This is a genomic window from Cohaesibacter marisflavi (assembly GCF_963665895.2).
Taxonomy (GTDB): Bacteria; Pseudomonadota; Alphaproteobacteria; order Rhizobiales; family Cohaesibacteraceae; genus Cohaesibacter; species Cohaesibacter marisflavi.
Map to the genome: position 1 here is coordinate 111,578 of NZ_OY762533.1, position 26,013 is coordinate 137,590.

Sequence of the window (26,013 nt, forward strand, 5' to 3'; positions counted from 1 at the left end):
GTTGGATTAGGCGAGGTCTTTGGCGGCGGCGAATACGGCGTCGCGCCAGCCGGATTGAAGAAAGAGAGCTAGGAACTTTTCGGCGCTTTCGAAGGACAGGCCGATCAAGTCGTCTGCGTCGTCATCGTGAGGAACGAATTTGTAGGTGATCAGACTTCCACCATTCTCAAGTTCGAAGATGTCGTAACCACGGATGGTCCAATATTGGATTTTCTTATGGCTAGGATTGAACTGGCCGTTCTTCGTCTTGAAGTCGGGCAGGGTCTGAACCAGATCAATCAAGTTGCCGAACGAGAGCGGTTTGAAACCGGAGGCAAAAGCCTTGGGGTCGAGCGACCCTTTTGTTTTTGGGATGAAAGTCATGATGCATACCCCTATGCGGTTGGATTGAAGGAGGCGGCTCGTTTGATCGCCTTTCACTTTCTCTCGTCGTGCGACAGGCCGGGGCAGGGGCAAGGCCAGCAGATCCGAACGTCAGTGAGGGGACCGCCTGCACGCAATGACCGCAGGGAATGGAGGAAGGGGGATCGGATGCAGCGCAGCTGTTTAGCCTTGCCGCTGATCTGGCCCTAGCCAGAGAACTGAGAAGAGAAGGGCGCATTGCGCCCTACCAACGGGCCATAGGCCCCAAGGGAACGCGCCCGATACAGGGGGGTGTCATCATCTGCCGTGGCGGCGGAAACATCACCAAGGGATCGACACCGCATGGCCAAAACCCGTAGGGGTTCGGGGAGCAAAGCGACTAGAGCCCGGTCGCCGCTTGCCGGCGATGGTGCCTGCGATTGCTCTTGATGGCAGAGATATTGAAAAATCGACTTGCAATGAACGCCGTTCAAAAACGGCGAATGTAGGCACAAGGATCACACATTGGATTGAGACTAATTATCTCACGATTCCAGCTGTTTAAACCCATTTTAAGACTGATTGAACTGAAGCGCAATCTATCCACTATTCGAGATCTACCAGAGCAGAAAGCCCCTATCTTTGGTCGAATCTAAGGGTCTAGACTCTGTTTCAAACGACACTGAGTAGATCATATGGACAGTTTGCCAGGACTAAATATAACAATGGAAATACTAGCGAACCTAAGCGCCCAGCTGGCTTTAGGCATTTTGGGACTACTTTTGCTTGATCTCATGAAACTGAGACAGGCCAATCTACGCACCTTGAAGTCCGAACAGAAAGGCAAACGCTCATGCTAACAGCAGCGATTATTGTTTGTGCGAGCCTTTATGCCATTGATGGTGATACGGCCAAATGTGATGGCACAAACCTGCGCATGCTTGGCGATGGCACCCCTTATGTTGATGGGGTTGATACGCCTGAATCTGGTAAAAGAGCCAAATGTCCTTATGAACGCCAACTTGCTGAGAAGGCTACACGCCGGTTTGCAGAGCTCCTACGAGATCCTAATCTGACGATAGAAGATTCAGGCGAACGCGGTCCCTTTAATCGCCCGCTTGTGCGGTTTCGGCTTGGAGACGGAAGAACGGCTGGCGCTACTCTAATATCAGAGGATCTTGCTCGTGTTTGGCATCGAGGGCGTCACATTGACTGGTGTCGATAAGCGAGAAATTCATGATTCCGATCTGGGCCAAGGTCGGACAATGCGGCGGCATGGGAAGGGTAGGGGCTTTAGCCACTACCCTTTTCTATTGCCCCGATCGGCAAGAAGAATGGTGAGGGCAGCATACCTTCAATTGTTCATCAAAAAGACACTCGGAGCCGATCAAGAAACAATCCTGCATCCATTTGCCTGCGAACTTGGTTTGGAAGCAGGAAGCATACAAAAAACTGATCGAATTGGGTCTCCACCAATCTCAATGACTTGAAGAAATATTAATATGGCTCCATCAAAATGATTTTTATTAAGTGCTTTGATCTTCGCAAGGCATGCACGAGCCTCGCTAGAGATAACTATATAGAATATGGAAGAAATCTCATGAAGGTATCAGAGAAAGTGCGCAGTTTGTCTCTTAGGAGCTGGTTAGTGCTGGGCATGTGTATGGTTTTGTTGCCGTTCGCGAGCACCGCATTTTATGGTTACAAGATTTACCGCGAAGAAATATCGAAGACATTTGAGACTGTTATTCATGCCCACCACAGGATGTTGCTCCCACTAGAGCGGATTCAAGACATTTTCTGGGATATCTCAGACGAGATCAACGACTATGCCCAAGAAGGTGGCGCTGGCCATATAGTTTCTTTCGAAGCCTCAGCCAAAGCTGTACAGGCACAACTGGTGGAAATGAGCTTAGCGATTGCGGACAACAGCCGCTATGAACAGATCCTTCATGGTGTGCAGCTGCACTGGGAACAGGTGCTCAAGGTGGTGCCTGGTGTTCTAGAAGGCACGCCAACCACGGCAGATAGCAATCTTCAAATCTTTGAGCGCGAGATTTCCAAAGCAGCCCAACAACTCGGGCAACTTGCAGAAGAACTCCGATCTGAAAGCGAAGAAGCGCATCGGACCACGCTGGAAGCAATTAAAAGGTTTGAGATCCTTGCTCTGTTGGCCGCTATTTTGGCAATCGGTTTGGCCATTGTTACGATATATACGATTGACCGTGTGCTGATGATTAGCACTGACAAGCTCGTGGAGGGGGCCATGAGAGTGGCCTCCGGAGATAGAGAGCAGGAGATTGATATTCAGGTCCCCCCTGAATTGGCATCGGTTGCTAAAGCTTTCAACACGATGACAAGGCAAATTGTACTTCAGGAAGCCAAACTGCAATTAGCTGCGCGTCTTGATGGTTTGACTGGTTTGAAGAACCGGCGTGAGTTTGATCTCAAAGTAGCCGAGCAAATCGACGCAACCAATGTGAAAACAGCTTCTTCTGCTCTTCTGATGATCGATATTGATCATTTCAAGAGGTTCAATGACAGCCATGGCCACTTGGCCGGCGATGATGCCTTGCGCCATGTCGCCAAGGTTATTGCCTCAGGCGCCAGAGAGACCGATGAGGTCTTCCGATATGGCGGTGAGGAATTTGCTCTGCTTCTTTCAGATATTCGGCAGAATCAGATCCTTCAGGCGGCCGAAAGAATTCGCCGTGAAGTCGAGAAGACCCATATCCTGCTGCCCAACGGAGAATATGAGACTATCACGGTGAGCATCGGAGCCGCCGAATTTGCGGGCGGGATTTCATTCAATGACATTGTAGGGCAGGCGGACAAGGCCCTTTATCAGGCGAAGGCGTCTGGTAGAAACAAGGTCATTGTGGCGAAGTTCTAAACCGCAGCGATCCTATGGGTGTAAAATCTAGAATGCAGCAGCAGTGATCGGTGAAGTCGGCCCCTTCGATGGTCGCATACGCCGTTTTCATCGTTTTGAACCCTCGAACAGGCCTGATCAATTGCTTCAACTTGCCATGATCTGCCTCGACAACATTGTTGAGATATTTCACCTGGCGGTGGACGGTGTCCTTCGAGCACTTACCTTCCTTCTTCAACTCAGCGAGAGCGACCCCATAAGGCGCAGCCCTGTCCGTGTTGATGATGGCTGGTTTCTGCCACTTTTTGACGCGCCTCAACGTCTTGGACAGAAACCGCTTCGCTGCCTTGGTATTTCGGGTCGCCGAGAGGAGGCCCCGTACCTTGATGTATGTTTCATCGACCCGCCAGCTGGAAGAACGAGGCGAATGCTACTGCCAGCGCAGCCGCCGTTCGATTTCTGGGGCATATTTCTGAACCCAGCGATAGATCGTTGAGTGATCCACGGGAACGCCACGCTCTGTCATCATTTGCTCCAGATCCCGATAGCTTATACCGTACCGGAAATACCACCGGACTACCCATAGGATCACATCACCCTGAAAATGGCGCCACTTGAAGTGTGTATGCATTCCCTGCTCCCGCTTAAAACATCAGCCTTGCCCTCCGCACTATCTTGCATGGTAGGCAAAGCTCCAAAGACAACCTTGCTGTGACTTGTCTAGCCTCCAATCGGGTGTGTTATTTGAGCGATATCCTTGAACGTCCTCTGAACAATACACGCCGAAAATCGTCTTATTTCCATTTAGGATGGCCAAATGCGTCTGGATTGACCACGTTTGACCATTTTTCTCCGTTCAGGATGGCGAGGGTTCCCTGAGCGGCCATGACGACGGCCTTGGCCGTTGCTTGCGGGGTCTGGGCCGCCAGATGCGGCGAAACGAGGAAATTGGGAAGAGCAAAGAGCGGGTGACCAGCCGACATTGGTTCTGCATGCAGGACATCCACCCCGGCCGCCTTGATCTGCTTTGAAGCCAGCGCGTCATAAAGAGCCTGCTCGTCGATCAGATCACCCCGCGCCGTATTCACCAGAAGAGCGGTCGGCTTCATCATCGCGAGCGTCTCGGCATTGATCATGTTCCGGGTTTCGGGTGTCGAAGGCACATGGAGTGACATCACATCAGCGCTCTTGAACAGCTCTTCCAGACTGGAGGCCTTGCGGTAGCCTGCAGCCTTTACGGTCGCATCGGGCACATAAGGGTCGAAGATCATGACCTCCATGCCCAACGCGGCGCAGAAGCCGGCGAAGATCTGGGCGATATTGCCAAACCCGACAACACCCGCAGTCAGACCAGAGAGTTCGGTGGTTGCGTATTTTTCGCGGATGGCAAAATTGCCCTTGCGTGTTTCCGCATCACTTTCCGGCAGGTTCTTGCTGATTGAGAGCAACAGCGCCAGGGCGTGCTCGGCAACCGAACGGGAGTTCGCTCCCGGGGCCACAACAACGGGAATGCCATTTTCGGTTGCGGCTTCAACATCGACGCTATCAACCCCAACTCCGGGCCGCGCAATCACCTTCAGGCGCGGGCAGGCTTCGATTGCCTTGCGGTCTATCTTACCAATCCGCAGGATGAAGCCATCAGCCTGCTGAAGCTGAGGCAGGATCACATCACTGTCGCCATTATGTGTGACCACGATTTCGGCCTTGCCCTGAAGGGCATCCATGCCATCCTGATAGAGAGGATGCGACAAGAGTACAGTATTCAATTTGGCCTCCTAAAAACTAGGGTTGGTTTCCCGCGCCATCTGCCTGCCGTTCCCTGATTGCCACAATTTCTGTTTGGTGCGACCAGGGAACGAACACGCCTCGGGGGGAGCCAATAAGGGGGGCTGGCATCAGGAAGCCAGTTTTAATCCAGCGCGGCGATTTTCTCTTCGAGAACCTCGATCGCTGCAATGATCGCGGCTTCCTGATCCGGGGTCGTTGGCTCGGTAGGCTGACAGACCCGCTTGTCAAGGAAGCCCAGACGGCTAAGAGCAAATTTGGTCGAGGCGGTCTGGCTTTTGGCCAGAGGGAAGATGCCGCAAATTTCCGGCCCTGTCGCAAACTTTTGTCGTTAACCAGGATTTGAGATTTGTGCGGTGAGAAGGTGCTCCGATTTATTGAAGGAGCGTCGTATGATTCTCAATGCCATTGCCGAAAAGCTGAAACGAAAATCGAAAGATGACTTCAAAGGCAGACAATTTGAGGCGTGGCTGATCATTCAGGCGGTATCTTGGTATCTGCGTTACCCGTTGAGCTATCGGGATCTCGAAGAAATGTTCCTTGAGCGCGGCTTTGAAGTTGACCATAGCACAATCAACCGATGGGTTCTGACCTACGCTCCCTTGATCGAGAAACGGTTGCGTCGGTTTCGCAAACCCCATTGCGGGTCTATTCGGGTGGATGAAACTTACATCAAGGTGCGGGGGAAGTGGAAATATCTGTACCGAGCCATAGATAAGCACGGCAATCCCGTGGATTTTCTGCTCACCGCCAATAGAGATCTTGATGCAGCAAAGCGTTTCTTCAACAAAATGCTCAAGGATGAGCCGCTCCTGTCGCCGGGCAAGATCGGCACTGACGGTGCCAACACATTCCCGTCAACGATCAAACAATCGGTCGACAAAGGCCACCTGCGGCCGGACCCTGTCCATTATGTTACCAAGCATCTACAGCAGCGTATTGAGAGTGATCATTTCAGGGTAAAGAAAAATATGCCCAGGATTGGTGGTTTCCGATCCTTCCATACTGCGAGACGAACCATCGCTGGTTTCGAAGCCATGCTGTGGCTTAAGAAGGGCTTCGACTTCGCGGAGACATGGACCGTTCGCGAACAGAATGATCTCATTGCTCTCCTCTTCGGACTTCAAAAAGTTAACGAAGCATGAAAATGACGCTGATCACAGCACAAACAGGGCCTGCTTAAAACTTTGCGACGCGCCCCGGGTCAGCTTTGAATGATTATTGACAAGTTGGCCCCTTGGTATTCGAGAGAAAAGCGGACTAAATGAGCACTTGGAGCGGAACGAAACCGTGGCAGATCTACTTTGCTGATTCGCGTAGTGGCACCTCGGGCAATTATCCTCAACTGGTCAATCCTAGCTGACGAACGGAGATCAGGGAAGATTGTAGCGCATATAGATATCGATAGGCACCGAAGGCGGTACATAGCCGATATCGCCTGTAGCATAGGCTTTCATCGAGGCGATTGCCAGTTCAATTTCCGCTCTGGAATCCTGATTGATGAGGGCATCAATTGTTCCTGAAATCAACGCATTCCGCGTGTGCTTGGTCAACTCGTGCGCAACCACGATAATGTCCTTTTCCCGACCTCGTTCTTCCAGCGCCTCAATCAGGCCCCGGTTTCCTGCTCCGATATTGTAGATGCCAATGAGATCGGAACTTTGAGACAGAATATCCTGCACGACCTGTTTGGTGATGGCACTGTCGTCTCGTCCTTCCGGTACGGATACGATTTTGAGCGACGGATATTCCTGGGTCAAAACCTGCTCGAAGCCAAACCGCCGGTCGGCCTGATCGCAAAGCGTGCGAGAGCCAATGAGGGCCGCAACGGACCCGGATCGTCCTGCGGCGAATTTGCCAATGAGAGAGGCAGCCGTGCGTCCGGTAGCGATGTTGTTCGGGCCAATGGAGAAATGCCGTTGCGAGGGCGTGACATCGGACACAAGCGTTGCCACGATGACCCCCTTGCGGACAAGGCGATCAATTGCCTCGCGCACATGAATGGAATCGATTGCGATGACGGCAACTCCCGTGCATGTGGCCGGACCGACTTGCGCAAGCGCTCGAGTCAACTCAACCTCGTCAAGCTCGGTATAATCGCTGAAAGAGAGGAAAACACGCTGAGCCGCAAATTTCTGCGTCATTTCCTCGATGTCTTTTTTCATGTTGACCATGAAGGTGTTCTTTGGACCGCGAGGAACAATGAACTGAAAGTAGCAATCGCGCTCGACAATTTCTTCTTCGGCAGAATGCCCTGTATGGAAGTCGAGTTGTTCGATGACTTTTTGCACGCGCCATTTCGTATTGGCGCTGACATTGGGGCGATTGTTTACAACGCGATCAACTGTCGCCAGCGAAACGCCAGCCTTTTCTGCAATGACCCGTAAGTTAACTTTTTTTACCACTTTGAGTGTTCCTCAGGCATAGCTATCGCAACAGCCCTTTAAGGTCTTCAGATCGGAATTCCCACATTTTCATGCAAAAATCCACCATCCGACTTGGAGCAAAATGACGCTGCTTGGATTCCAATTGCATGCAGCATCAATTGAACTTGATCAGAATCGTACGTCACATAGCCCGGGTTCTTGTGTAAATTTTCGCATCAACCCCGCAGGACGGGGTCGATGCTTTGGGACCGTGAATCCCGGTCAGTTCTTTTTGCTGAGCGCAACTGCCAGAACAATAATCGCACCGCGTGCAACAAGTTGTTGGCTGTATTCCAGACCATGCAAGGTCAAACCATTGTTGATCATACCGATCATGATCGCTCCGATGATGGAGCCAATGACCGTGCCGTGGCCACCCGCCAGCCCTGTGCCGCCAAGAACGGCCGCAGCAATAACCGACATTTCATCGCCTTCACCAAACTGGAAACGACCGGACTGCAAGCGCCCTGCATAGAGCATACCCGCCAAACCTGCAGCCATCGAAGACATGAGCATAACCCGTGCCTTGATAGCATTGGTGTTGATCCCGCTATATTGAGCTGCTGTTTTGTTGCCCCCGGTAGCCAAAACACGGCGCCCGAAAGTATTGTGTTTTAGCGCCACATGTCCTGCTATGCCGATGATTGCCATCCAAAACAGCAAAATTGGCAGCGGCCCGATATCACCGCCACCAAATATGAAGGCGTAGGTTTGATTGAGAATGGGAATGGCCGCCGTGTGGCTGATCCACATGGACGTGCCAGTGCAGATACCCATGGCCGCAAGAGTTACAAGAAAAGAAGGGATGCCAATTTTGGTGGTTAAAAAGCCTGTAATGATGCCGACAAGGCAACCGATGCAGAGCCCAGCCAAAACGCCAGCGACCAATCCGTAGTCATGCAGTACCATGGCCGTTACAACAGAGGACAACCCTGCCAAAGACCCTACCGACAGGTCAATTTCTCCAGCAGCCAGAACGAATGTCATGGCAATAGCCATAATTGCAATAATTGCTGTTTGACGCACGATATTGAGTAGATTGTTCAGATCCAGAAAGCCTTGATCGCGCAAGGTGATTGAAAAGATGATGAAAAGGACTGCAAACCCCAGATAGATAACCGCTTGCCGCCAGGAATCCCGGATAAACGCCAGAGGCGAGACACTGTTCTGTGATTTTGTGAGAATGGCATTAGACATTTGCATTTACCTCTTGAATGGCGACTTGCAAGCGACGTTGAGCTTCCTGAAAGGACGCTGTTTTATCGGTGTTTTGAGGGAAGAGATCATCATGACCGAGTTCTTTTTTGATCCGGCCATCCGCCATAACAATGATGCGATCAGATCCGGCAATCAGTTCGGCAATTTCAGAGGAAATCAGAATGACGGCCTTGTTCTGAGCAGCCATTTGCCGAATGACATTCACGACTTCGGTTTTGCTGCCAATATCGATCCCTGCAGTTGGTTCATCCAGAATCAAAATCTCGGGCTCAGTGGCTAGCCCTTTGGCAAGAACCACCTTTTGTTGGTTGCCACCAGACAGTTGCTTTGCCTTGGTTTCAGGACTGTCTGTCTTCACATGGAGAAAAGCGATTTGATCATTGACCAGCTTAGCCATCTTCTCACTCGACACCCAGCCCCAGTTGCTGATCCTGTCAAGCACGGACAGACAGATATTGCGCGACACGCTGTGCTGAACCACTAGTCCCTGACGTAAACGGTCTTCGGGTATAAGCGCGACACCATTTTTGAGCGCTTGTTCAGGACTATTCAGTTTAACGGGATTGCCGTTGATACGGATTTCCCCGGATCGGAGTGGATTGACACCGTAAAGCATCCGAGCCAGAGAGCTTCTCCCGCTTCCCAAAAGCCCGGCAATACCAACAACTTCACCCCGTCGAACAGTCAGATCGACCTCACACGGCGTGTGCGCACCAGAGGCGTTGATCAGCTGGAGAATATCCTCACCAAGTGCCGCCTCGTCGACTTTATCCGGCGCGGATAAGTTGGTGCCTGCTTTTCCAACGACATGGCCCACAATGCTCTCGACTGTCATATTTCCAATCGGAGCACTGAGAACAAGGTGGCCATCTCTGAGGATCGTTGCATGATCTGCAATGCGCAAAATCTCATCCATCCGGTGAGACACATAAACGATCGCAACGCCAGAAGCCTTTAGCCGCCGGAGCATCTCAAAGAGAAGATCAACTTCAGCGTCACTCAACGCAGTAGTTGGCTCATCAAGGATGAGGATATCACTGCGTTGGGACAATGCCTTTATGATTTCGATAAGCTGGCACTGGCCTGTGCCCAGTCGGGAAACAAGTTTCCCCGGTTCGATATCGACATTGAATTCTTCGAATAGCCTTTTTGCCTCTTCAAGACAGAAACTATCGTCGATCAACCCGAATTTATCCTTAGGCTCCCTATTCAAAAAGATATTTTGCGCCGCCGATAGGCTCGGAATGAGGCTCATTTCCTGAAAAATCATGGCAATCCCGGCACGGCGGGATGCTTCCGAAGAATGCTCGAGCATCGGCTGACCGTTCACTTCGATTGAGCCATTATCGGGGCTGTATATGCCACGCAAAATCTTCAAGAGCGTTGATTTTCCAGCACCGTTTCCTCCCAAAAGGGCATGGATCTGACCGTGCCGAACCTCAAGATCGACATTTTCAAGAGCCAGAACACCTCCAAAAGATTTGGTAATTTTAGACATCTTGATCGCTGGGGGATCTGCCTTCCAAGCATCACCAGCCACAGAGGCGCTGTTTTCCTCGGATCTATTGGCTTGCACCATCACCCGGTCTCCTCCAATTTTCTCGAATTGCACCCAAGTCTTCGATGGAGCGGGTCATCGAACACCAGTACAAAGCGCAATTGCTAGTCCTCTATCTTTGAATATGAAAAGGGCTCTTTCCGATAAGCACTAGAGCCTTTCGGAAAGAGCATGTCGGGGGAGAAAATCAGCGCATGCTGTCCTTGACGTCTTTTGGAAGATCCTGATGGTATACTTCCTGCCAAGCTTCAGGCAGGTTGTCATAGGTTACAGCCAGAGACGGAAGAGCAACATAATCCGGAGCTTTTTTGCCCAAAAGACCATAGCCAGCCAGTTTGGCCTCGGTGACACCCTGATCATATGGTCTCTGAGATCCCAAACCATGCACATAGGATTTCTGAGCCATATTAATTGCAACATTGGCGCCCAGATCGCATGTTGTCAGGACGAGATCCTTAACTCCGGTAGAGCGAGCTGCCGCGACAACGCCTTCTGCGGGAACATCCCAGACAGCCCACAATCCGTTAATATTTTTACGGTTAGCGGTTAGCATGGCGCTTGCCATCCGTTCTGCACTGCCTGCAAGGTTGGAGCCGCTGATCCCCTGCTCTGCAATAATCTTGATATCCGGGAAATACTTGTTAATGGTATCTTTAAAGCCATCATAACGCTGCTGGGTTACGAAGAAATCGACAGCATAATAGATCGCACCGATATTGCCTTTTCCGTTCAGGGCTTTTGCCATCAGAAGAGCAGAAGCAACTCCGTTCCCATAGTTGTCAGCAGATACAACGCTGACATAGTCCTTGCCAGCTTCCATCCCATTTGGAACGTTGTCCATGAATACAAGCTTTACGCCCTGTTCTGCTGCTTTTTTATAAGCGCCAGCCGTAGCGACAGGATCGGTTGGGATAGAGACAATGATATCAGGTTTTTTAGCCAGAATCGTCTCAATATCAGCCACCTGCTTTTCAGGTTTGAAGCCAGCATCCGTAACCGCCAGCACTTCAATGCCCATTTTCTCAAATTGAGCCTTGAGGCCGTTGACCTGAGCCTGAGACCAGTCGTTACCCGCATAGTGAAGAACAATCGCTGCGGTTGCCTTCATATCCTTGATTTGGGCAAGTTCTTCATCGCTAAGCACCACGTTGGCTGCTGGTGATGGCTGCTCGCCATTTGGCCCAAGACTATACACTTTGGTTTTGAGCTCATTGAGCAATGCATCCGGGTCAGCTGCCATGGCAGCTCCAACACCCATAGCAGCAACCATACCAATTGCTGCTACAAATCCTGTCAATTTATGAAAACGAGACATTGTAAGTCCTCCTGCTTAGTCTCATTAATTTTCTTTATTTGGTAGAAATCCTCCCCAAAGAACGAGGGGAGGATTATTGTTTCCTCCATTCGTGACACTCAGGCGCCTGAGGTCAGACGGGACAATTCCGACGTGGCTGGATTAATGATCACCTTGCCCTGATGCAGCAGGTCAAGCAGTGCCGGTACCTTGTCTTTGGATTTCAAGAAGGTTCGGGCGCTTGAAAGATCCGTGAACAGGCCAAGAGAAATGGGTGGGTATTTTTTCCCAGCCCATTCGAGCATGTCTTTGGCTATCTGCTCCTTGCTGCCACCAAATTCCCGATCCATCAGGTCGACAGAGGTGATTATGCTGATACGTTTATCCTTGTCGAAGCTGAGGATGAGGCTGGCCCAAAGGCTTTCTTCTTCACAAATGCCAATAACCACTGTGCTTTCTGCGGGAACAAAACGTTCAACTGATGCCTTGATCGCATCATAGGATGCACCCAATCTCCATTGCAGACCAAGCTGTTCGTTGGCGGGACTAGGATAGGTGACAATGTCTTCCCCAAACTCTCCCATCAGGCGAAAGGCACGATTGACATATTCGTCGATGTCGTCGTTGACAGTCCAGGCATCTTGAATGCGTTTGAAATACTCATCTGATGCACTGCGTTCGAGTATCATGACAAACTCGACGCTATCCTTGTTGGCTTCATAAACCGTCTTTGCATCCTGTTGTGCATTGCTGATTTTGGTGATGGGACGATTAATAGCTCTCCCGTCACTGTGCGCAAACTTTTCGATCTCTCCCTTGTCATGCAAGATGATGATCTTGTTTTTGCCCTTGGCTGAATCGAGCATCAAGGCCTGCAGATTTCTCCAGTGGGAAACCTCAATGTCGATCATTTCCACGTATGCTTGCAGCATTTTCCGTTTCCTCCTGTCTCACAGACCTACGGCATATGTCTTGATGGTGTAGGGTGCAAAGCTATCGCTCCAGCTCTGCGCATCACTGCTGACAGCTTTGTCAGACCAGATCTCCTTGACAGATTTTACCGGTTTGCCAATGCCAACAGTTGCCTCGATTGGTTCACTGGTCGGGTTAGCCACATAGACCAGCAGCTGATCATCTTTTGCCGGGTTGCAATGGATCGCAAGGTCCAGACGGCTATCATTCTTGACGAGAGGAACAACTCCGATGTCATCCGTGGCAACAGTCAGAGCCGACGGAATCTTTTCCATATCGGATATCAAGATCACTTGTCCGGAGCCAACCTTGTAGGAAGTTGCAAGCTCGGCGCCATCCTTTGCCAAACTCTTGGCCGGAGCAGACAGAACCTTGGCCTTAAACAAGTCGCATGGCGCAAACAGGGTATCCAGATGAGGCAGTTTCGGCCCCAGAACAACCGTTCCACCTTTTTCGACAAAAGCAAGCAGCTTGGCCTGAACTTCAGGAGAGAGAAACTCGAAACTGGACAAGCAGATGGTTTTGTAAGCAGCCATGCGTTCTTCAGCCAGCGCTGTATCAGAAAGCAGATAGGTGTAACCCTGCTCGTTCAATACTTTTGAGAAACTGTTGAACCAGTTGGTTTTGGAAAGCTGGATTGGCTCGTCGAAACCAAATGTTCGCTCCGAGACAGTCATAGCATTGGGATATTCCGACATGCTGATCTGGGATTCCAGAAAATCACCCGGGAACGAGAGCAATTCAGAAGCCGCTTCAAGACGGTCATAATCCCGGTTAGCCATCAACAGAATATCTGCCTGACGATGGAAATCTTTGAAATCATACTTGGTTGCGACCGCATTGGTCTCTGCGAAAACAACGGCATTTTCTTTACGGATGCGTCCGTCTCTTCGAATTGGCGACCCCATCCACTTGTCGCGCTCTACCAGCATATAGCGACTGAAGCCCTTGATTCCGTGCATCAATGCGGCCTTGGTTACGAACCCCTCATCATTCTGATCGCCCGGATTGAGATACCAAGGCCAAACACCGGCAATGAATTCGGGGATGTATGGGAAACGGCTCGTCCCAACCACATAGGAAACGACTGTCCGCACGTGGCTATAGAGCTCTTTACGCGAATAAATATCGAAACCAACAAAGTCGAGATGCTTCTCAAGTTCCGTCAGGTTGTAAGGAGCGGTAATCCCGCTGGCAGCCCCGCCAGGCCCAAGAGGATGCGGATAGTTATGAAATAGCGGTGTTTGGTCAAGACCACGCTCTTTCATCATGCCCGCTAGTCGGGACAAGCAATCAACGAGATATTTCTCGCGATATTCGATCCAGTCGACATGGCGAGGCAAATCCCGCTGGCTTTTTCCTTCAAAACGGCGGGGAGCGTCCAAATCTGCAAAGCTCTTGATGCTTTTGCCATAGGCTTTGCTAACCGCTTCGGTCGTTTCATATTTCTCTTCAAGGAAGTTACGGAAGCGAGCAATCGACGCTGGATGAAAATCACAGGCATAGGGGTTGATATGGAAGAAATAGGCCATTTCATTGTCAACCTGTGTCGCAACAAGCCCACCTTTGGGATATTGGTGCTTGACCAGAATTGGCATGATCGCATCGAACCAGAGCGCGGTTTCCTCAAAGAACTTGTCCACCGCGTAGCTGACGGCTGGAATCGGGCGCGGAACCTGGGTCAGAACCGCCTTGCCTCCCTGCGCATTGAGGGCTTGAAGGTCGGGATCATCCAAAATGCGGCGTGGATAGCCGAACCACGTCATTTCCGAGTTGATCTGCGGTCCGGGTCGTGCGATCGTTTTCAGCCCGGCCTTGTCGATCAGGGTCAGGAAAGCATCCAGATCGGTGCGAGGGTCAACCTGACCAAAATCGAACTGCCCCCGTTCAATCTCATGTGCCTCCCAAGGCATGTAGATGGAAATCGTATTAAAGCCTAGAGACTTGACCTTGTTGATTATGTCTTCCCATTTATCTCTATCAAGACGCCAATAGTGAACAGCGCCGGAGTAAACGGTTGTTGCAGTTCCATCTATCACAAACTTCTTGTCCTCCAGCGTGATAGAAGGATAGGCGTTTCCTCTCGCGGTTTTAGACACCTCGTACTCCCTTTAGGTTACGGCTCTCCTGCGCAGTCATCAGCGATCTGCGTGTCAAAAAGCCTTCAATTTGCGTGCAAGACACTAGCGACGGATGGAAAAAATGGTCAAATCACCTCAAAAAAACTCAAATGTTTGAATTTTCCATCGAGCAAGTAATTAGAATTATTCTTATAAACCTCTCAATGGGCTGATTTTGCATGAGTTATGCAAAATTATTCCTGCAATTGAGAATTGTGAAGAAAATGATGTACATGTGGATAATAGTGATGTCTATCCTCTAAATTCCACCGTTCTGAGACTTTTTTACTAGAAAATTGATGGTTTAATCGCAATGATTTGAGTTGTTTTTATTTGGAAATCAAATGAAATACGTCAATTTTTCCATCACTCCGTCAATAACCTCTGTCAGCCGCCTCACCTCTCGCTCCCCCTCATTGACCTCATGTATGGGCGGTCCGGTAAGGGCAGGGGGGGGAACAAGCCGCACCCCATTGGCACCCGTCGAGTGTCTTGCATGAAGCCAGTGAATTTGAGTGGATAGGGGCGATAAGTGAATTGCCCCTAGAATTGTAGACACCTTGTCCCCTAAAAATGAGGCAAGGAGACTACGATGCCCAATTCCCATTTCACCGAAGAATTCAAGATTGAAGCATGTTGAATGTCACTGAGAACTGGCTCTGACGCACATTTGCTGAAGTTGGGGCCTACGTCGCACCGATCAGCCGCGCTTGCAGCAGATCGAGCTTTGCGCGTCCGTACATTTGGCGCTTGATGAGCTTCAGACGTGTGATTTGCCCTTCGGTTTGCCCATTTGACCATGGAGAGATGATGGCGTTTCGGACTGCATCTACATCCTTTTCAACGCCGCCGGCAAAAGAGCTAACCAGGCTGTTCTTCGCTGTTTCCAGCCAGCTATCGAGATTTAGCGCTGACTTTGAACGGATCATCGATTGGAAATCGCCAATAACCTTGCGAGTGATGACTAATTCCGGAACATTCACTTCAATCGCAGCCACCAGGATCGCTTCGGATTTTGCCAGGTCATCGCGCGCAGCTGTCATCAGTCGAGCGATCACCCTTGCAGATGGCGTTCGCGCGATCCCACTCTGACCAGCTTTCTCTGCTAAACGCCGGCGTTGCGCCCATTATGAGACGATACCGCGTTGCCCTGGAAAGCCTTTTGCTTTCATCTCGCGCCAAAGTGCCGAGGCGTTTCGTGCCCCTTCGTCCCAGCGGCTGTTGAGCCAGGGTAGCCAGCTATCCATTATGCTTGTCTTTGTCCGAAACACATCAAGACGCTGGCCACGCAAGACATCACGAACAAGCTTGCGACTGTGACCAGTTTGCCGGACAATCTGCCGAATGGACGTTCCCTTCTTCTTGAGCTCCCAGATTGCCTCATTCGTCTCCTGCCGGCGCAGATACCCCTCATATTGCAATTTTTCCGCATAAGTCAAAAGCTTGGGATCAACGACCTTGCTACCGACTGCCTGTCTGATTTGGCGCATGGACTTGCCAATCGCATCGAGAAACGCGCGGCTCGAATTCTCCATGAGATGCCAGCGATCAGCCACCTGATCGGCATCTGGCAAAGCTTTCGCTATGGCCTCACCATATCCACCACCTCTGTCACGAGCGACAATCGAGATAGAAGGATGACCAGCAAGCCATGTCTGAGATGTGTGCAGCGTGCGATTAGGCAATAAAGTAACTGGTTGGCGTCTCTCAAGATCGCAAATGATTGTTCCATAGGTTTGGCCGCGTCTAAAGGCAAAGTCGTCAATTCCAATGACAGAAAGCTCATCGGTTCGCTCCGCGCTCCGTCTACGCACCACTCGCAGGAGTGTATCGTTGCTAACGGGTATCATCAGGCGTTCAGAAAAGGCTGCTGCAGGTCTGCCTCCAAGCGCCAAGCCAAGATGGTGCACGATTGTTTCCAGCCTTTGGGTTCGTCGACCATAGCTAGCTAGGACACCATCATCGAACCGTTCGCAGAAGATACGCCGCCCACACAGAACGGTATCACACCAGAAACGACGTGCCTCAATAATAAGCTCTACACGCCGACCGCCCAGCGGTAGGTCCGCTGGCCTCCTCAGATATCGGCTTTGAACACGTCGGCTTGGTCGTCCACAATCCGGGCAAAGCCCCGCTATTGAACGCGGACGCAACCGAATTTGTACTCTCCCGTTTGCGATCTGCACGGAACCTACTGAAAAGCCATCCGGCGCAAAGCTCGCACGCTGAAATCGATGAAGCATAGCTGATCCTCCAATGAACCAGCAAAACCATGCCCAATAATTTCAGCAAATATGAGTCAGAGCCTCTCTTTCATGGTATATGATGTCACAAAAAGTGTAGATATTGAGACTGTGCACTTGCCGTGTCTTTTTTAATGTCTCAATATAGTTGTCGCATGACCTTTTAAATCATTCGAGACATCATGGCCAGAGTTGGATATGCACGCGTCAGTTCCGTCGGACAATCTCTCGACATTCAACGAGAGAAGCTGGGCGTTTGCGATAAGCTGTTCGAGGAAAAGCGCAGCGGCACCACCGATGCCCGTCCGATGCTCAAGCAGTGCATGGAATATGTCCGTGAAGGCGATCAGCTGATTGTCACTAGGATTGATCGGCTTGCCCGCTCCACTTTGCACTTGTGTCAGATCGCAGAAATTCTTCGCAACAAAGGGGTCGACCTTGTTGTTCTGGATCAGAATATCGACACGTCTGACGCGACTGGGCGCCTCTTGTTCAATATGCTCGGGGCTATCGGACAGTTTGAGACAGAGATCCGCGCCGAGCGTCAAATGGACGGGATCAAGAAGGCTAAGGATAGAGGCGTAAAGTTCGGAAAACGGCAGGCGCTTTCAAATGACCAAATCAATGCGCTACGGGAAAAACGTGAACAAGGCGTCCTCATTAAGGAACTCATGGTCCAATATGGCCTCTCGAAGGCTACAATTTACCGGTATCTCAGCAAGAAGAGCGCCTGAGCGCCATATTTCGACATTAAGAAAAGGTCAAAATCCTTAAAGGGGTTTTCTGCACTTAGCCGGAATCGACCCCATTAATGCATGAGATGCTTGGCTGCATTTTCTGGAACGACTTGTCACCCTGCTTTCTAGAGCGGGATTTTTTGTGGTTAGATGACGTAGTTTGATTAAATAAATATATAGTCAGATTTTCTTGTAAAAATAAATGTTATTCAAAAAATAAAGCTTGATTATTTTTATAAGGCATGTCATAAATATCTCAACAAGGGGAGAGGAACATGAACCACACAACACATATTGAAATCAGAATGAACCAGAGAGGCATCAACAAGGACATGATCCACCTGGCTATGGATTATGGCGAGTGCAAGGGTGACAAGCAGGTCCTCAGCAGGTCTGCCTGCAGGGACAGGATTATCGAGCTCAAACGGCAGGTGAAGCAATTGGAGCATGCTGAGAAAAAGGGTGGCATCACGGTGGTGACCGTAGGCGACCAATTGATCACCGCCTACCGTACAAACAGCTTTTCTCCGAAGAAATCTCACAAGTAAGGAGGTCATGGGACGACTATGAAGGCATACAGGAAAACCATGAGCACCCTTCGCGGGGACATCCGGTCAACGGACATCGCTGGTATCATTCTGAGGGAATGTGCAAAACGATTGGATGTCGAGGAAGCCCTTTCTGGGGAATTGGACGGGGAATGGGAGAAGCACAAGGACGACTCTTTGATGCTTGCGACGGTCAGCCTCATCCTGGACTTGCCACTGGAGGATCGACTGGAAGCAATCAGTGACATGTTGCAATATGAGGGCATGCGTCCCGGTGCGATACTGTGGCTCAAGGACGGAGCGGCGAAACAAATTGCAGGTCTTGTGCGGGAGACGGGATCGGTACGGTGTTCGTTCGTATCCTCTCTTCACTCTATGTTGTGCCTCGGGATTGGGGACAATAAGCCGTCACAGATCAGGTTCATCGATCATGACAGGCGGGTCTGCGAAATCGCGAAAATCACATCGGCGATGATGGGACTCAACGTGGAAGTAATCCTGGGGGATCCTTTTCAACGGAAAGATGAAGGTGAATTCGATTGCGAATTGTGCGTTCCCCCGCTTGGAATGATATTTCAGAGGCAAGACGAGTTCTCTCGATCTGTCGGGGATTGGTTTGGTCATTCGTCCCGCCCGCCGAGGGTCAATTCCGAGACTGTTGCGATTGTCGATCTGTTAGTGAACACAAAACGGTCGAAATGTGTGTTGGTTGTCACCGGAGGTGCCCTTTCCCGAGCGGTAGGGGTGGAAAACCTTGCGAGGGCAGAATTGGTGGAGTCCGGACGTTTGGCGTCAGTCTTTTCCGCGCCTTCCGGTATGGTCTATTCCAATATGGGTATCAATTGCGCCGTGATAACGCTCGATCCATTGGGTGTCTATCATGACAAGGTTCGTTTCGTAGATCTGGCTCACAGGAACTTCAGTGAGAGCTCTGGACGTGGCAGGACCGAAGCCAAGGTTGATATCCCGTGGATTGATGTCATTGATGCCAACGAGGCAGATGGCGATATTACCGTGGATGTATCGGTTGCTGAGATTCATAAGCAGGGGAACAACCTGATGGTCCAGCGCTACCTAACAACGGGTGCTGGCAGCAAGGTCAGCAAATTTCTGGAAGGATACGGGACGAAGACCCTGGACGAGATCTGCAAGATCGTCCGTCCCCTGGCAATCCCTCGCAACGAGGACGGAGAATTTGTCGTCCATGAGGTGTTGCCAGGGGATGTACCTGAATTTGGCCGCGTCCAGAAGGCGAGCAAGGTGTCACGAACCGATCAGGCCGGTCTCCGTAAAGCAAAGAACCAGCAATTGATGACTGGTGACGTGCTGTTTTCAGTCAAGGGTACCATCGGGGTGGTCGGTATTGTGCTCGATGATATTGGTAACGAAAGTGATATTTGCATCGCAAGTCAGTCATTCATCGTATTGCGTCCTGCCGAAGACCGATTGTTGTCTGAAGTTTTGTATGAATTTCTCTCGAATAGAATGGTTGTTGAACATATTCGATCCATGGCGAGCGGTGCTGCGGTCCAGATGCTGAATATCAAGGACATAAAGGCCATTGAGATCCCTGTCCCGGCAATGGATGAGCAGAGAGAGATCAAGGAGGCGTTTGATGCCGTGCAAAAGCGTGTCGAGAAATTGAAGGCCATGGAACGGGAGCTCCGGAGCGACAGGATGGCCAATTGGCCCCACATGGATTTATCCCTCGAGGAATAAAGGCATTCCAGAAAATTGGGGGAGGAAAAGAATTGTGGTTCCTCTCTGAATGTTCACGTCCGGGGTGGTGGGAGAAATGCCTAAGGCGTCATGGGTAGGAGAAAATAGCATGAGTGGACGAGGGAGCTACATCGGGGGGAGTACAATCATCTCGCTCGGATTTTCCGGGACTTATTGGGGGGAAGCACCACATGGCAAGATCAATCCAAAGGCCAAGAAGGCCAATAAGATCAAGAAGCCAAGACGCAAAAAAAATACGGAAGCAAATAAACGCGCCTTGGAAATGAAAGATTTGCAGAAAAAGCGCAAAAAAGACAAGGAAGCCTATTTCCGGAATTACATGAAAAATTGCGCTGCCTGTTACAATGCCAGTCGGAATATGCCCGAGGTGAAAAATAAGTATCGAAGCTTGTTCCCTGATGATCCGGGACAGATAGAGAGCTTCGTTTGCAACAACAAGATATTTGTCAAAGAATTAGAGCGCCTCAAGGCGAGGAATACAGCAAGAAATCGGGCTAGAGTAAGCGAATTTCCTGAAAAGAACAGCCTTAGAAAGGGGGCTAAAGCATCTCTTCGCAATTTTGTGAAACGGTGTGCCTTGGCCCATTTTATCGGGGATGACTGGCCTATGCCCGAAGGCAAAGTAAAGGATGAAATTCCCGGTGATGTGAAAACTGCAAAGGAATTCGTGATGCATCACGAAACCTTCGCTCAAGAACTGGGCAGACTTGCTGAGAGTGCAAAGAAAAGCCATCACCAGAGGGAGGAAGCGTCCCGCCTGAAAAATCGGAAAAAGAAAGGGAATGCCAATGATAATTCACGCATTGCCCTTGTTCGCCAGGTCCGAGAGATCGATAGGAAGATCGAGATGGCGCTGGCCAAAGGCCGGAATGTCGCCCGGTTGAAGCAGGAGAAAGACAACCTTCTTCATGGGCGGGTCAGGATCGATCTTCGTTTTGCAGAGGACGGATTTACCACTATCCCGACAAAGGTGAAATTTGTTGAGAAGGACAATGGGGAACCGGAACTGGCGTTGGGAAAGACCAGGGAAGAGTTGGAACAAGACCTTAATAACATACGCGATCAGAAACTCACGCCTTCAGGAATCCTGATAATCAAATCACTGTCGGATCATTTGAAGATGGCGGAGATGTCAACCTGCCTTCAGGTTCCTGTAGAGTTTCTGCAGAAGGTATTAGACAGCTCCATGTTCCAAATTTCCAAGAGCCCGGATATTTCTCAGATGACATTGTTGTTCGATATTTTGATTGAGCGAACAAAATGAGGAAAACAACACCTACAAGACGCCAAATAGACAATCTCGCTTCGTGAAACTCTGTTGTTCGAAGCCCGCATCACCTTGCAGATCCAAAGCTGTAGCGATACCGTCTCTGCAACTCAAACAATAATACTCGCCTATTGAATCGAAGAACAAAATGAATCAAGCCTCCCATAACAATCTGGTTTCTTTCATCTGGCGCATTGCCGACGACTGCCTGCGCGATGTCTATGTGCGCGGCAAATATCGCGATGTCATCCTGCCGATGGTCGTCTTGCGCCGCCTTGATACGCTGTTGGAACCCACCAAGGAAGCGGTGCTGGAAGAGGTGCGGTATCAGAAGGAAGACATGGGAGAGACCGAGCTGGATGACGAGCCGCTGAAGGCCGCTTCCGGTTATGTTTTCTTTAATACCAGCCAATGGACCTTGAAGAAGATCCACGGCACGGCGACCAACAACCAGCAGATCCTTCTGGCCAATATCGAGGATTATCTCAGCGGCTTCAGCGACAATGTGAAAGAGATCATTGCCCGCTTCAATCTGCTCGCCCAAATGCGGCATATGGCAGAAAAGCAGGTCTTGCTGGATGTCATCGAGAAATTCGTCTCGCCGAACATCAACCTCACCCCGAATGACGTCGAAGACCCAGATGGCAATCTTCTGCCGGGCCTGTCGAACCTCGGCATGGGTTATGTCTTTGAAGAGCTGATCCGCAAGTTCAACGAAGAGAATAACGAGGAAGCCGGGGAGCATTTCACACCGCGTGAGGTGATCCACCTCATGACCCACCTCGTTTTCGACCCGGTCAAGGACAAGCTTCCGGGCGTCATCTCGATCTATGACCCGGCCTGCGGCTCAGGTGGCATGTTGACCGAGGCGCAGAATTATATCACCGACCCGAACGGTCAGATCTGTGCCGAGGGCGATGTCTATCTCTTCGGCAAGGAGATCAACGACGAGACTTATGCGATTTGCAAATCGGACATGATGATCAAGGGCAACAACCCTGAAAACATCCGCGTCGGCTCGACCCTCTCGACGGACGAATTCTCTTCCACCCGCTTTGACTTCATGCTTTCCAATCCGCCCTATGGCAAGAGCTGGAATAGTGAGGTGAAATATATCAAGGATGGCAAGGATGTCATTGACCCGCGCTTTGTCGTCAAGCTCAGAGACTATTGGGGCAAGGAAGAGGATCTTGACGCCACGCCGCGCACATCGGATGGCCAGTTGCTGTTCCTGATGGAAATGGTCAACAAGATGAAGCCGACCGGGCGCGTCGCAAAGTTTTAAGCAGGCCCTGTTTGTGCTGTGATCAGCGTCATTTTCATGCTTCGTTAACTTTTTGAAGTCCGAAGAGGAGAGCAATGAGATCATTCTGTTCGCGAACGGTCCATGTCTCCGCGAAGTCGAAGCCCTTCTTAAGCCACAGCATGGCTTCGAAACCAGCGATGGTTCGTCTCGCAGTATGGAAGGATCGGAAACCACCAATCCTGGGCATATTTTTCTTTACCCTGAAATGATCACTCTCAATACGCTGCTGTAGATGCTTGGTAACATAATGGACAGGGTCCGGCCGCAGGTGGCCTTTGTCGACCGATTGTTTGATCGTTGACGGGAATGTGTTGGCACCGTCAGTGCCGATCTTGCCCGGCGACAGGAGCGGCTCATCCTTGAGCATTTTGTTGAAGAAACGCTTTGCTGCATCAAGATCTCTATTGGCGGTGAGCAGAAAATCCACGGGATTGCCGTGCTTATCTATGGCTCGGTACAGATATTTCCACTTCCCCCGCACCTTGATGTAAGTTTCATCCACCCGAATAGACCCGCAATGGGGTTTGCGAAACCGACGCAACCGTTTCTCGATCAAGGGAGCGTAGGTCAGAACCCATCGGTTGATTGTGCTATGGTCAACTTCAAAGCCGCGCTCAAGGAACATTTCTTCGAGATCCCGATAGCTCAACGGGTAACGCAGATACCAAGATACCGCCTGAATGATCAGCCACGCCTCAAATTGTCTGCCTTTGAAGTCATCTTTCGATTTTCGTTTCAGCTTTTCGGCAATGGCATTGAGAATCATACGACGCTCCTTCAATAAATCGGAGCACCTTCTCACCGCACAAATCTCAAATCCTGGTTAACGACAAAAGTTTGCGACAGGGCCAGCAAAAATAAACTGGTCGCATGATGTTGCTGGAAACTCCATTGCAATCGCCGAATTTTCTTCTCCCACTGACTATCTCTCGATTACGAGTTGCTCTATTGTGGAACTCACAGCCGCAACGTGGCCTGTTTTCGATATTGCACCAACGGCCTCCAGATATCCATTTCTATACTCCGACGACGATTGGGCTGATCTTGGAGCTCTTCTTCATCCCCAGTATGCAGACCCGAAAAGCCTGTTAGAAAACTGGATTGAGGGCTTCATAATGCAACGGCCTACAGACACCCTTGCATTACTCAAGGATATTTCAAACGGGATATTCTCCCAAATTTCTTACAAGTCCCGTGAGGCAGAAGGAACACAGGACCCAACCGAAACCTTAAACAAGGCATCAGGTTCATGCCGTGACTTTGCAGTTCTATTTTTGGAAGCCGCTAGAACACTCGGCTTTGGAGCACGTATCGTTTCAGGCTATCTATACAATCCTGACGAGATCTACATTGGATCGCTTGATGCTGGGGCAACTCATGCGTGGGTCGAGATCTATGTTCCTGGAGCTGGCTGGATTCCATTTGACCCGACAAACAGAACCGTTGGATCGAGTAATCTTATTCCCGTTGCGGTAGGGCGCGATATCCGGCAAATTACTCCGGTAACGGGCAATTTTCATGGAACATGCAGTGACTTAATCGATATGTCAGTGCAAGTTACAGTCGAGAAAGAATGATGATAATGATCAGCAATTCGGTTCAATTTGTTCGGGAGGCTCCCCCTTCTGAACTGGTTCGACTCTGTTGCAAAAAGTAGAGCATCTGCTTCAGACTGATCGATGGCAGAGGTGGTCCTGCTTTTTCGACCATGTTTCATCCTGAACAAGGTGGATCTGATTTTGGGTTCAGGCTGCCAGTTTTATTGTTCCATTCGTCGTGTCATAGACCTCATTCGGGGTCAGGACGCCGCGGGTGGAATGGGGGCGCTCCGCGTTATACAACCGGGTTTAACAAAACCCATAAGAGCACACAACGGCGCGTGCTTTATGAATTTCATGCCTGGTCCGGGCAAGAAGTCCTGATCGAAAAGATCGTAAACAAGGCGGGTATTCAAATTGCTCGATGTCACCAGGTCGGTGATACGTCCAATATCGCACTCGAGATTCCCCTTTGGATGTTCGATCGGCAGACTTGTTTGTCGGTTCAAGTATGCCATTACCCACGTGTCGATGTGTCTGGTTTATCAGCGCTACAATTTCTTCTTGCCCAGATTGCCAAGGCCAGTGAACTCGATTTGTCTTCGAGTGCCCATGGTTTGAGCGCAGACTTTATGTCTGGTGATCAGAATCAGGGAGGTGATCATGCGTCGATTTCAACCAAGCCCCGAGCAACAGTTAAATCTATTCAGTCCATTGGAGGGACCGTACCACCCTCAGACGCCGCACTGGCAAACGCTGCCGCAGGAGACGCGCACCAAAATAACCAGATTAATGGCGCGAATGATGATGGAACACGGTGAATTGCCCCTAGAATTGTAGACACCTTGTCCCCTAAAAATGAGGCAAGGAGACTACGATGGCCCATACCCAATTCACTGAAGAGTTTAAGATTGAAGCAGTCAAGCAGATCACCGAACGCGGCTACTCAGTTGCAGAGGTGTCGGAGCGGCTCGGTGTCAGTACCCATTCGCTTTATGCGTGGAAGAAGCGATATGGCAAACCCAACTCAGAGATCAAGGCGACCGATGCACAAGCTGCCGAGATTAGACGCCTTAAGCAGGAACTGGCTCGGGTTACCGAGGAGCGTGACATCTTAAAAAAGCAACGGCGTACTTCGCAAAGGATGCCAACCTCTCGGCGATGCAAGCATCACCTGCCGGTCAATGAATGAAGTACGCCTTCATTGCTCAGCATCGGCCGGAGTTTTCTATTCGTGCCATGTGCCGGTGCTTGTCCACTCATCCCAGTGGTTTCTATTCTTGGCTGAAGCAGCCCTTGAGCAACAGAGCACTTGAAGACCAGAGGCAAACGGATCTGATACGACAAGTCTGGGATGATAGTGGTAAAGTCTATGGCTATCGCAAGATCCATGATGATCTTCTGGATATGGGCGAGAGCAGCTGCCCCAATCGCGTTGCCCGGCTAGCCAACTTGGCCGGGATCCGAGCTCAAATTGGCTATAAACGGAAGCATGGCAAATATGGCGGCAAACCGTCTCTCGTGGTCGACAACCGCTTGAACAGGCAATTTGAAACCGATGCTCCCAACATCACCTGGGTGACAGACATTACCTATATCAAAACCCAGGAGGGCTTTGCCTATCTGGCAGTCGTGATAGATCTGTTTTCCAGAATGGTTGTCGGTTGGTCTTTACAGCAACGCCAGACGACGGATGTTGTGCTGAGAGCTCTGCTGATGGCGATCTGGCGCCGCAAACCCAAACAGAAGGTTCTGATCCATTCGGACCAAGGCTCACAATTCACAAGTATTGATTGGGCCGCATTCCTGCGCCAGCACAATCTTGAGCACAGCATGAGCAGGCGTGGCAATTGCCATGACAATGCTGTTGCTGAAAGCTTTTTCAACCTTCTCAAGAGAGAACGCATCCGGCGTCGAGTATACAAAACAAGAGCTGATGCGAGGCAAGATATCTTCGACTACATCGAAATGTTCTACAATCCAAAACGCAAACACGCTACAAACGGAATGCTCTCGCCTGTCGAATACGAGCGACAGAAAGTTTGAA

At 50.4% G+C, this 26,013-nt stretch carries 18 protein-coding genes and 4 pseudogenes; 11 read left to right on the forward strand and 11 right to left on the reverse strand.

What is annotated here, in order from left to right:
• Nucleotides 1-6: 6 nt before the first annotated feature.
• A complete protein-coding gene (locus tag ACKPCT_RS00560; protein ID WP_319566877.1) occupies nt 7-363 on the reverse strand; it encodes a hypothetical protein in 357 nt (118 codons plus the stop codon).
• Between the two features lie 149 nt (nt 364-512).
• Here ACKPCT_RS00560 and ACKPCT_RS00565 point away from each other — a divergent pair, with 149 nt between their 5' ends.
• On the forward strand, nt 513-722 hold the full coding sequence (locus ACKPCT_RS00565) for a hypothetical protein (RefSeq protein WP_319566878.1): 210 nt from the start codon (nt 513-515) through the stop codon (nt 720-722).
• Between the two features lie 1,220 nt (nt 723-1,942).
• Entirely contained in the window at nt 1,943-3,235 is a 1,293-nt protein-coding gene (locus tag ACKPCT_RS00570; RefSeq protein ID WP_175528236.1) for a GGDEF domain-containing protein, read from the forward strand.
• 61 nt (nt 3,236-3,296) lie between these two features.
• Here the strand turns inward: ACKPCT_RS00570 and ACKPCT_RS00575 are convergent.
• Both ACKPCT_RS00575 and ACKPCT_RS00580 read right to left on the reverse strand, forming a co-directional pair.
• Nucleotides 3,297-3,845, reverse strand: a pseudogene (locus ACKPCT_RS00575) (IS6 family transposase); the annotation flags it as partial.
• Nucleotides 3,846-4,008: 163 nt separating this feature from the next.
• Nucleotides 4,009-4,980, reverse strand: a complete 972-nt coding sequence (locus ACKPCT_RS00580) for a hydroxyacid dehydrogenase (protein ID WP_319566879.1) — start codon at nt 4,978-4,980, stop codon at nt 4,009-4,011.
• A gap of 411 nt (nt 4,981-5,391) precedes the next feature.
• Between ACKPCT_RS00580 and ACKPCT_RS00585 the strand changes: the two genes are divergently transcribed.
• Complete coding sequence (locus ACKPCT_RS00585; RefSeq protein ID WP_319566880.1) at nt 5,392-6,144, forward strand: IS6 family transposase; 753 nt, start codon at nt 5,392-5,394, stop codon at nt 6,142-6,144.
• Between the two features lie 228 nt (nt 6,145-6,372).
• On the opposite strand, the gene ACKPCT_RS00590 is transcribed toward ACKPCT_RS00585, so the two are convergent.
• The 7 genes and pseudogenes from ACKPCT_RS00590 to ACKPCT_RS00620 form a co-directional block, all read right to left on the reverse strand.
• Nucleotides 6,373-7,404, reverse strand: coding sequence for a LacI family DNA-binding transcriptional regulator (locus tag ACKPCT_RS00590; protein ID WP_319566881.1), 1,032 nt, complete (start codon nt 7,402-7,404; stop codon nt 6,373-6,375).
• Between the two features lie 243 nt (nt 7,405-7,647).
• Nucleotides 7,648-8,622 carry an ABC transporter permease gene (locus tag ACKPCT_RS00595; protein WP_319566882.1) on the reverse strand — a complete coding sequence of 325 codons (975 nt, stop codon included), beginning with the start codon at nt 8,620-8,622 and terminating at the stop codon, nt 7,648-7,650.
• A complete protein-coding gene (locus ACKPCT_RS00600) occupies nt 8,615-10,222 on the reverse strand; it encodes a sugar ABC transporter ATP-binding protein (protein WP_319566883.1) in 1,608 nt (535 codons plus the stop codon). The genes ACKPCT_RS00595 and ACKPCT_RS00600 overlap by 8 nt, the downstream gene beginning before the upstream one ends.
• Before the next feature lie 166 nt (nt 10,223-10,388).
• Nucleotides 10,389-11,516, reverse strand: coding sequence for a substrate-binding domain-containing protein (locus ACKPCT_RS00605; protein ID WP_407652400.1), 1,128 nt, complete (start codon nt 11,514-11,516; stop codon nt 10,389-10,391).
• 98 nt (nt 11,517-11,614) lie between these two features.
• Nucleotides 11,615-12,427 carry a hypothetical protein gene (locus ACKPCT_RS00610; protein ID WP_319566884.1) on the reverse strand — a complete coding sequence of 271 codons (813 nt, stop codon included), beginning with the start codon at nt 12,425-12,427 and terminating at the stop codon, nt 11,615-11,617.
• 18 nt (nt 12,428-12,445) lie between these two features.
• Nucleotides 12,446-14,566, reverse strand: a complete 2,121-nt coding sequence (locus ACKPCT_RS00615; RefSeq protein WP_319566885.1) for a beta-galactosidase — start codon at nt 14,564-14,566, stop codon at nt 12,446-12,448.
• 707 nt (nt 14,567-15,273) lie between these two features.
• Nucleotides 15,274-16,830 (reverse strand): annotated as a pseudogene (locus ACKPCT_RS00620) (ISL3 family transposase).
• 182 nt (nt 16,831-17,012) lie between these two features.
• Here ACKPCT_RS00620 and ACKPCT_RS00625 point away from each other — a divergent pair.
• From ACKPCT_RS00625 to ACKPCT_RS00645, 5 genes and pseudogenes are all read left to right on the forward strand, one after another.
• Nucleotides 17,013-17,564 (forward strand): recombinase family protein, encoded by a 552-nt coding sequence (locus tag ACKPCT_RS00625; RefSeq protein ID WP_319566886.1) that lies wholly within the window; start codon nt 17,013-17,015, stop codon nt 17,562-17,564.
• A 278-nt stretch (nt 17,565-17,842) separates the two neighbouring features.
• Nucleotides 17,843-18,115 (forward strand): hypothetical protein, encoded by a 273-nt coding sequence (locus tag ACKPCT_RS00630; protein ID WP_319566887.1) that lies wholly within the window; start codon nt 17,843-17,845, stop codon nt 18,113-18,115.
• Between the two features lie 39 nt (nt 18,116-18,154).
• Nucleotides 18,155-19,834, forward strand: a complete 1,680-nt coding sequence (locus ACKPCT_RS00635; RefSeq protein WP_319566888.1) for a restriction endonuclease subunit S — start codon at nt 18,155-18,157, stop codon at nt 19,832-19,834.
• 109 nt (nt 19,835-19,943) lie between these two features.
• A complete protein-coding gene (locus ACKPCT_RS00640) occupies nt 19,944-21,119 on the forward strand; it encodes a hypothetical protein (RefSeq protein WP_319566889.1) in 1,176 nt (391 codons plus the stop codon).
• 151 nt (nt 21,120-21,270) lie between these two features.
• Nucleotides 21,271-22,380: pseudogene (locus ACKPCT_RS00645) on the forward strand (type I restriction-modification system subunit M); the annotation flags it as partial.
• Nucleotides 22,381-22,441: 61 nt separating this feature from the next.
• Here ACKPCT_RS00645 and ACKPCT_RS00650 read toward each other — a convergent pair.
• Nucleotides 22,442-23,194 (reverse strand): IS6 family transposase, encoded by a 753-nt coding sequence (locus ACKPCT_RS00650; RefSeq protein WP_319566880.1) that lies wholly within the window; start codon nt 23,192-23,194, stop codon nt 22,442-22,444.
• A gap of 184 nt (nt 23,195-23,378) precedes the next feature.
• On the opposite strand from ACKPCT_RS00650, the gene ACKPCT_RS00655 reads away from it, so the two are divergent.
• From ACKPCT_RS00655 to ACKPCT_RS00665, 3 genes and pseudogenes are all read left to right on the forward strand, one after another.
• A complete protein-coding gene (locus ACKPCT_RS00655; RefSeq protein WP_319566891.1) occupies nt 23,379-24,005 on the forward strand; it encodes a transglutaminase-like domain-containing protein in 627 nt (208 codons plus the stop codon).
• A 302-nt stretch (nt 24,006-24,307) separates the two neighbouring features.
• A complete protein-coding gene (locus tag ACKPCT_RS00660) occupies nt 24,308-24,787 on the forward strand; it encodes a hypothetical protein (RefSeq protein ID WP_319566892.1) in 480 nt (159 codons plus the stop codon).
• A 56-nt stretch (nt 24,788-24,843) separates the two neighbouring features.
• Nucleotides 24,844-26,012: pseudogene (locus ACKPCT_RS00665) on the forward strand (IS3 family transposase).
• Nucleotide 26,013: the final 1 nt, after the last annotated feature.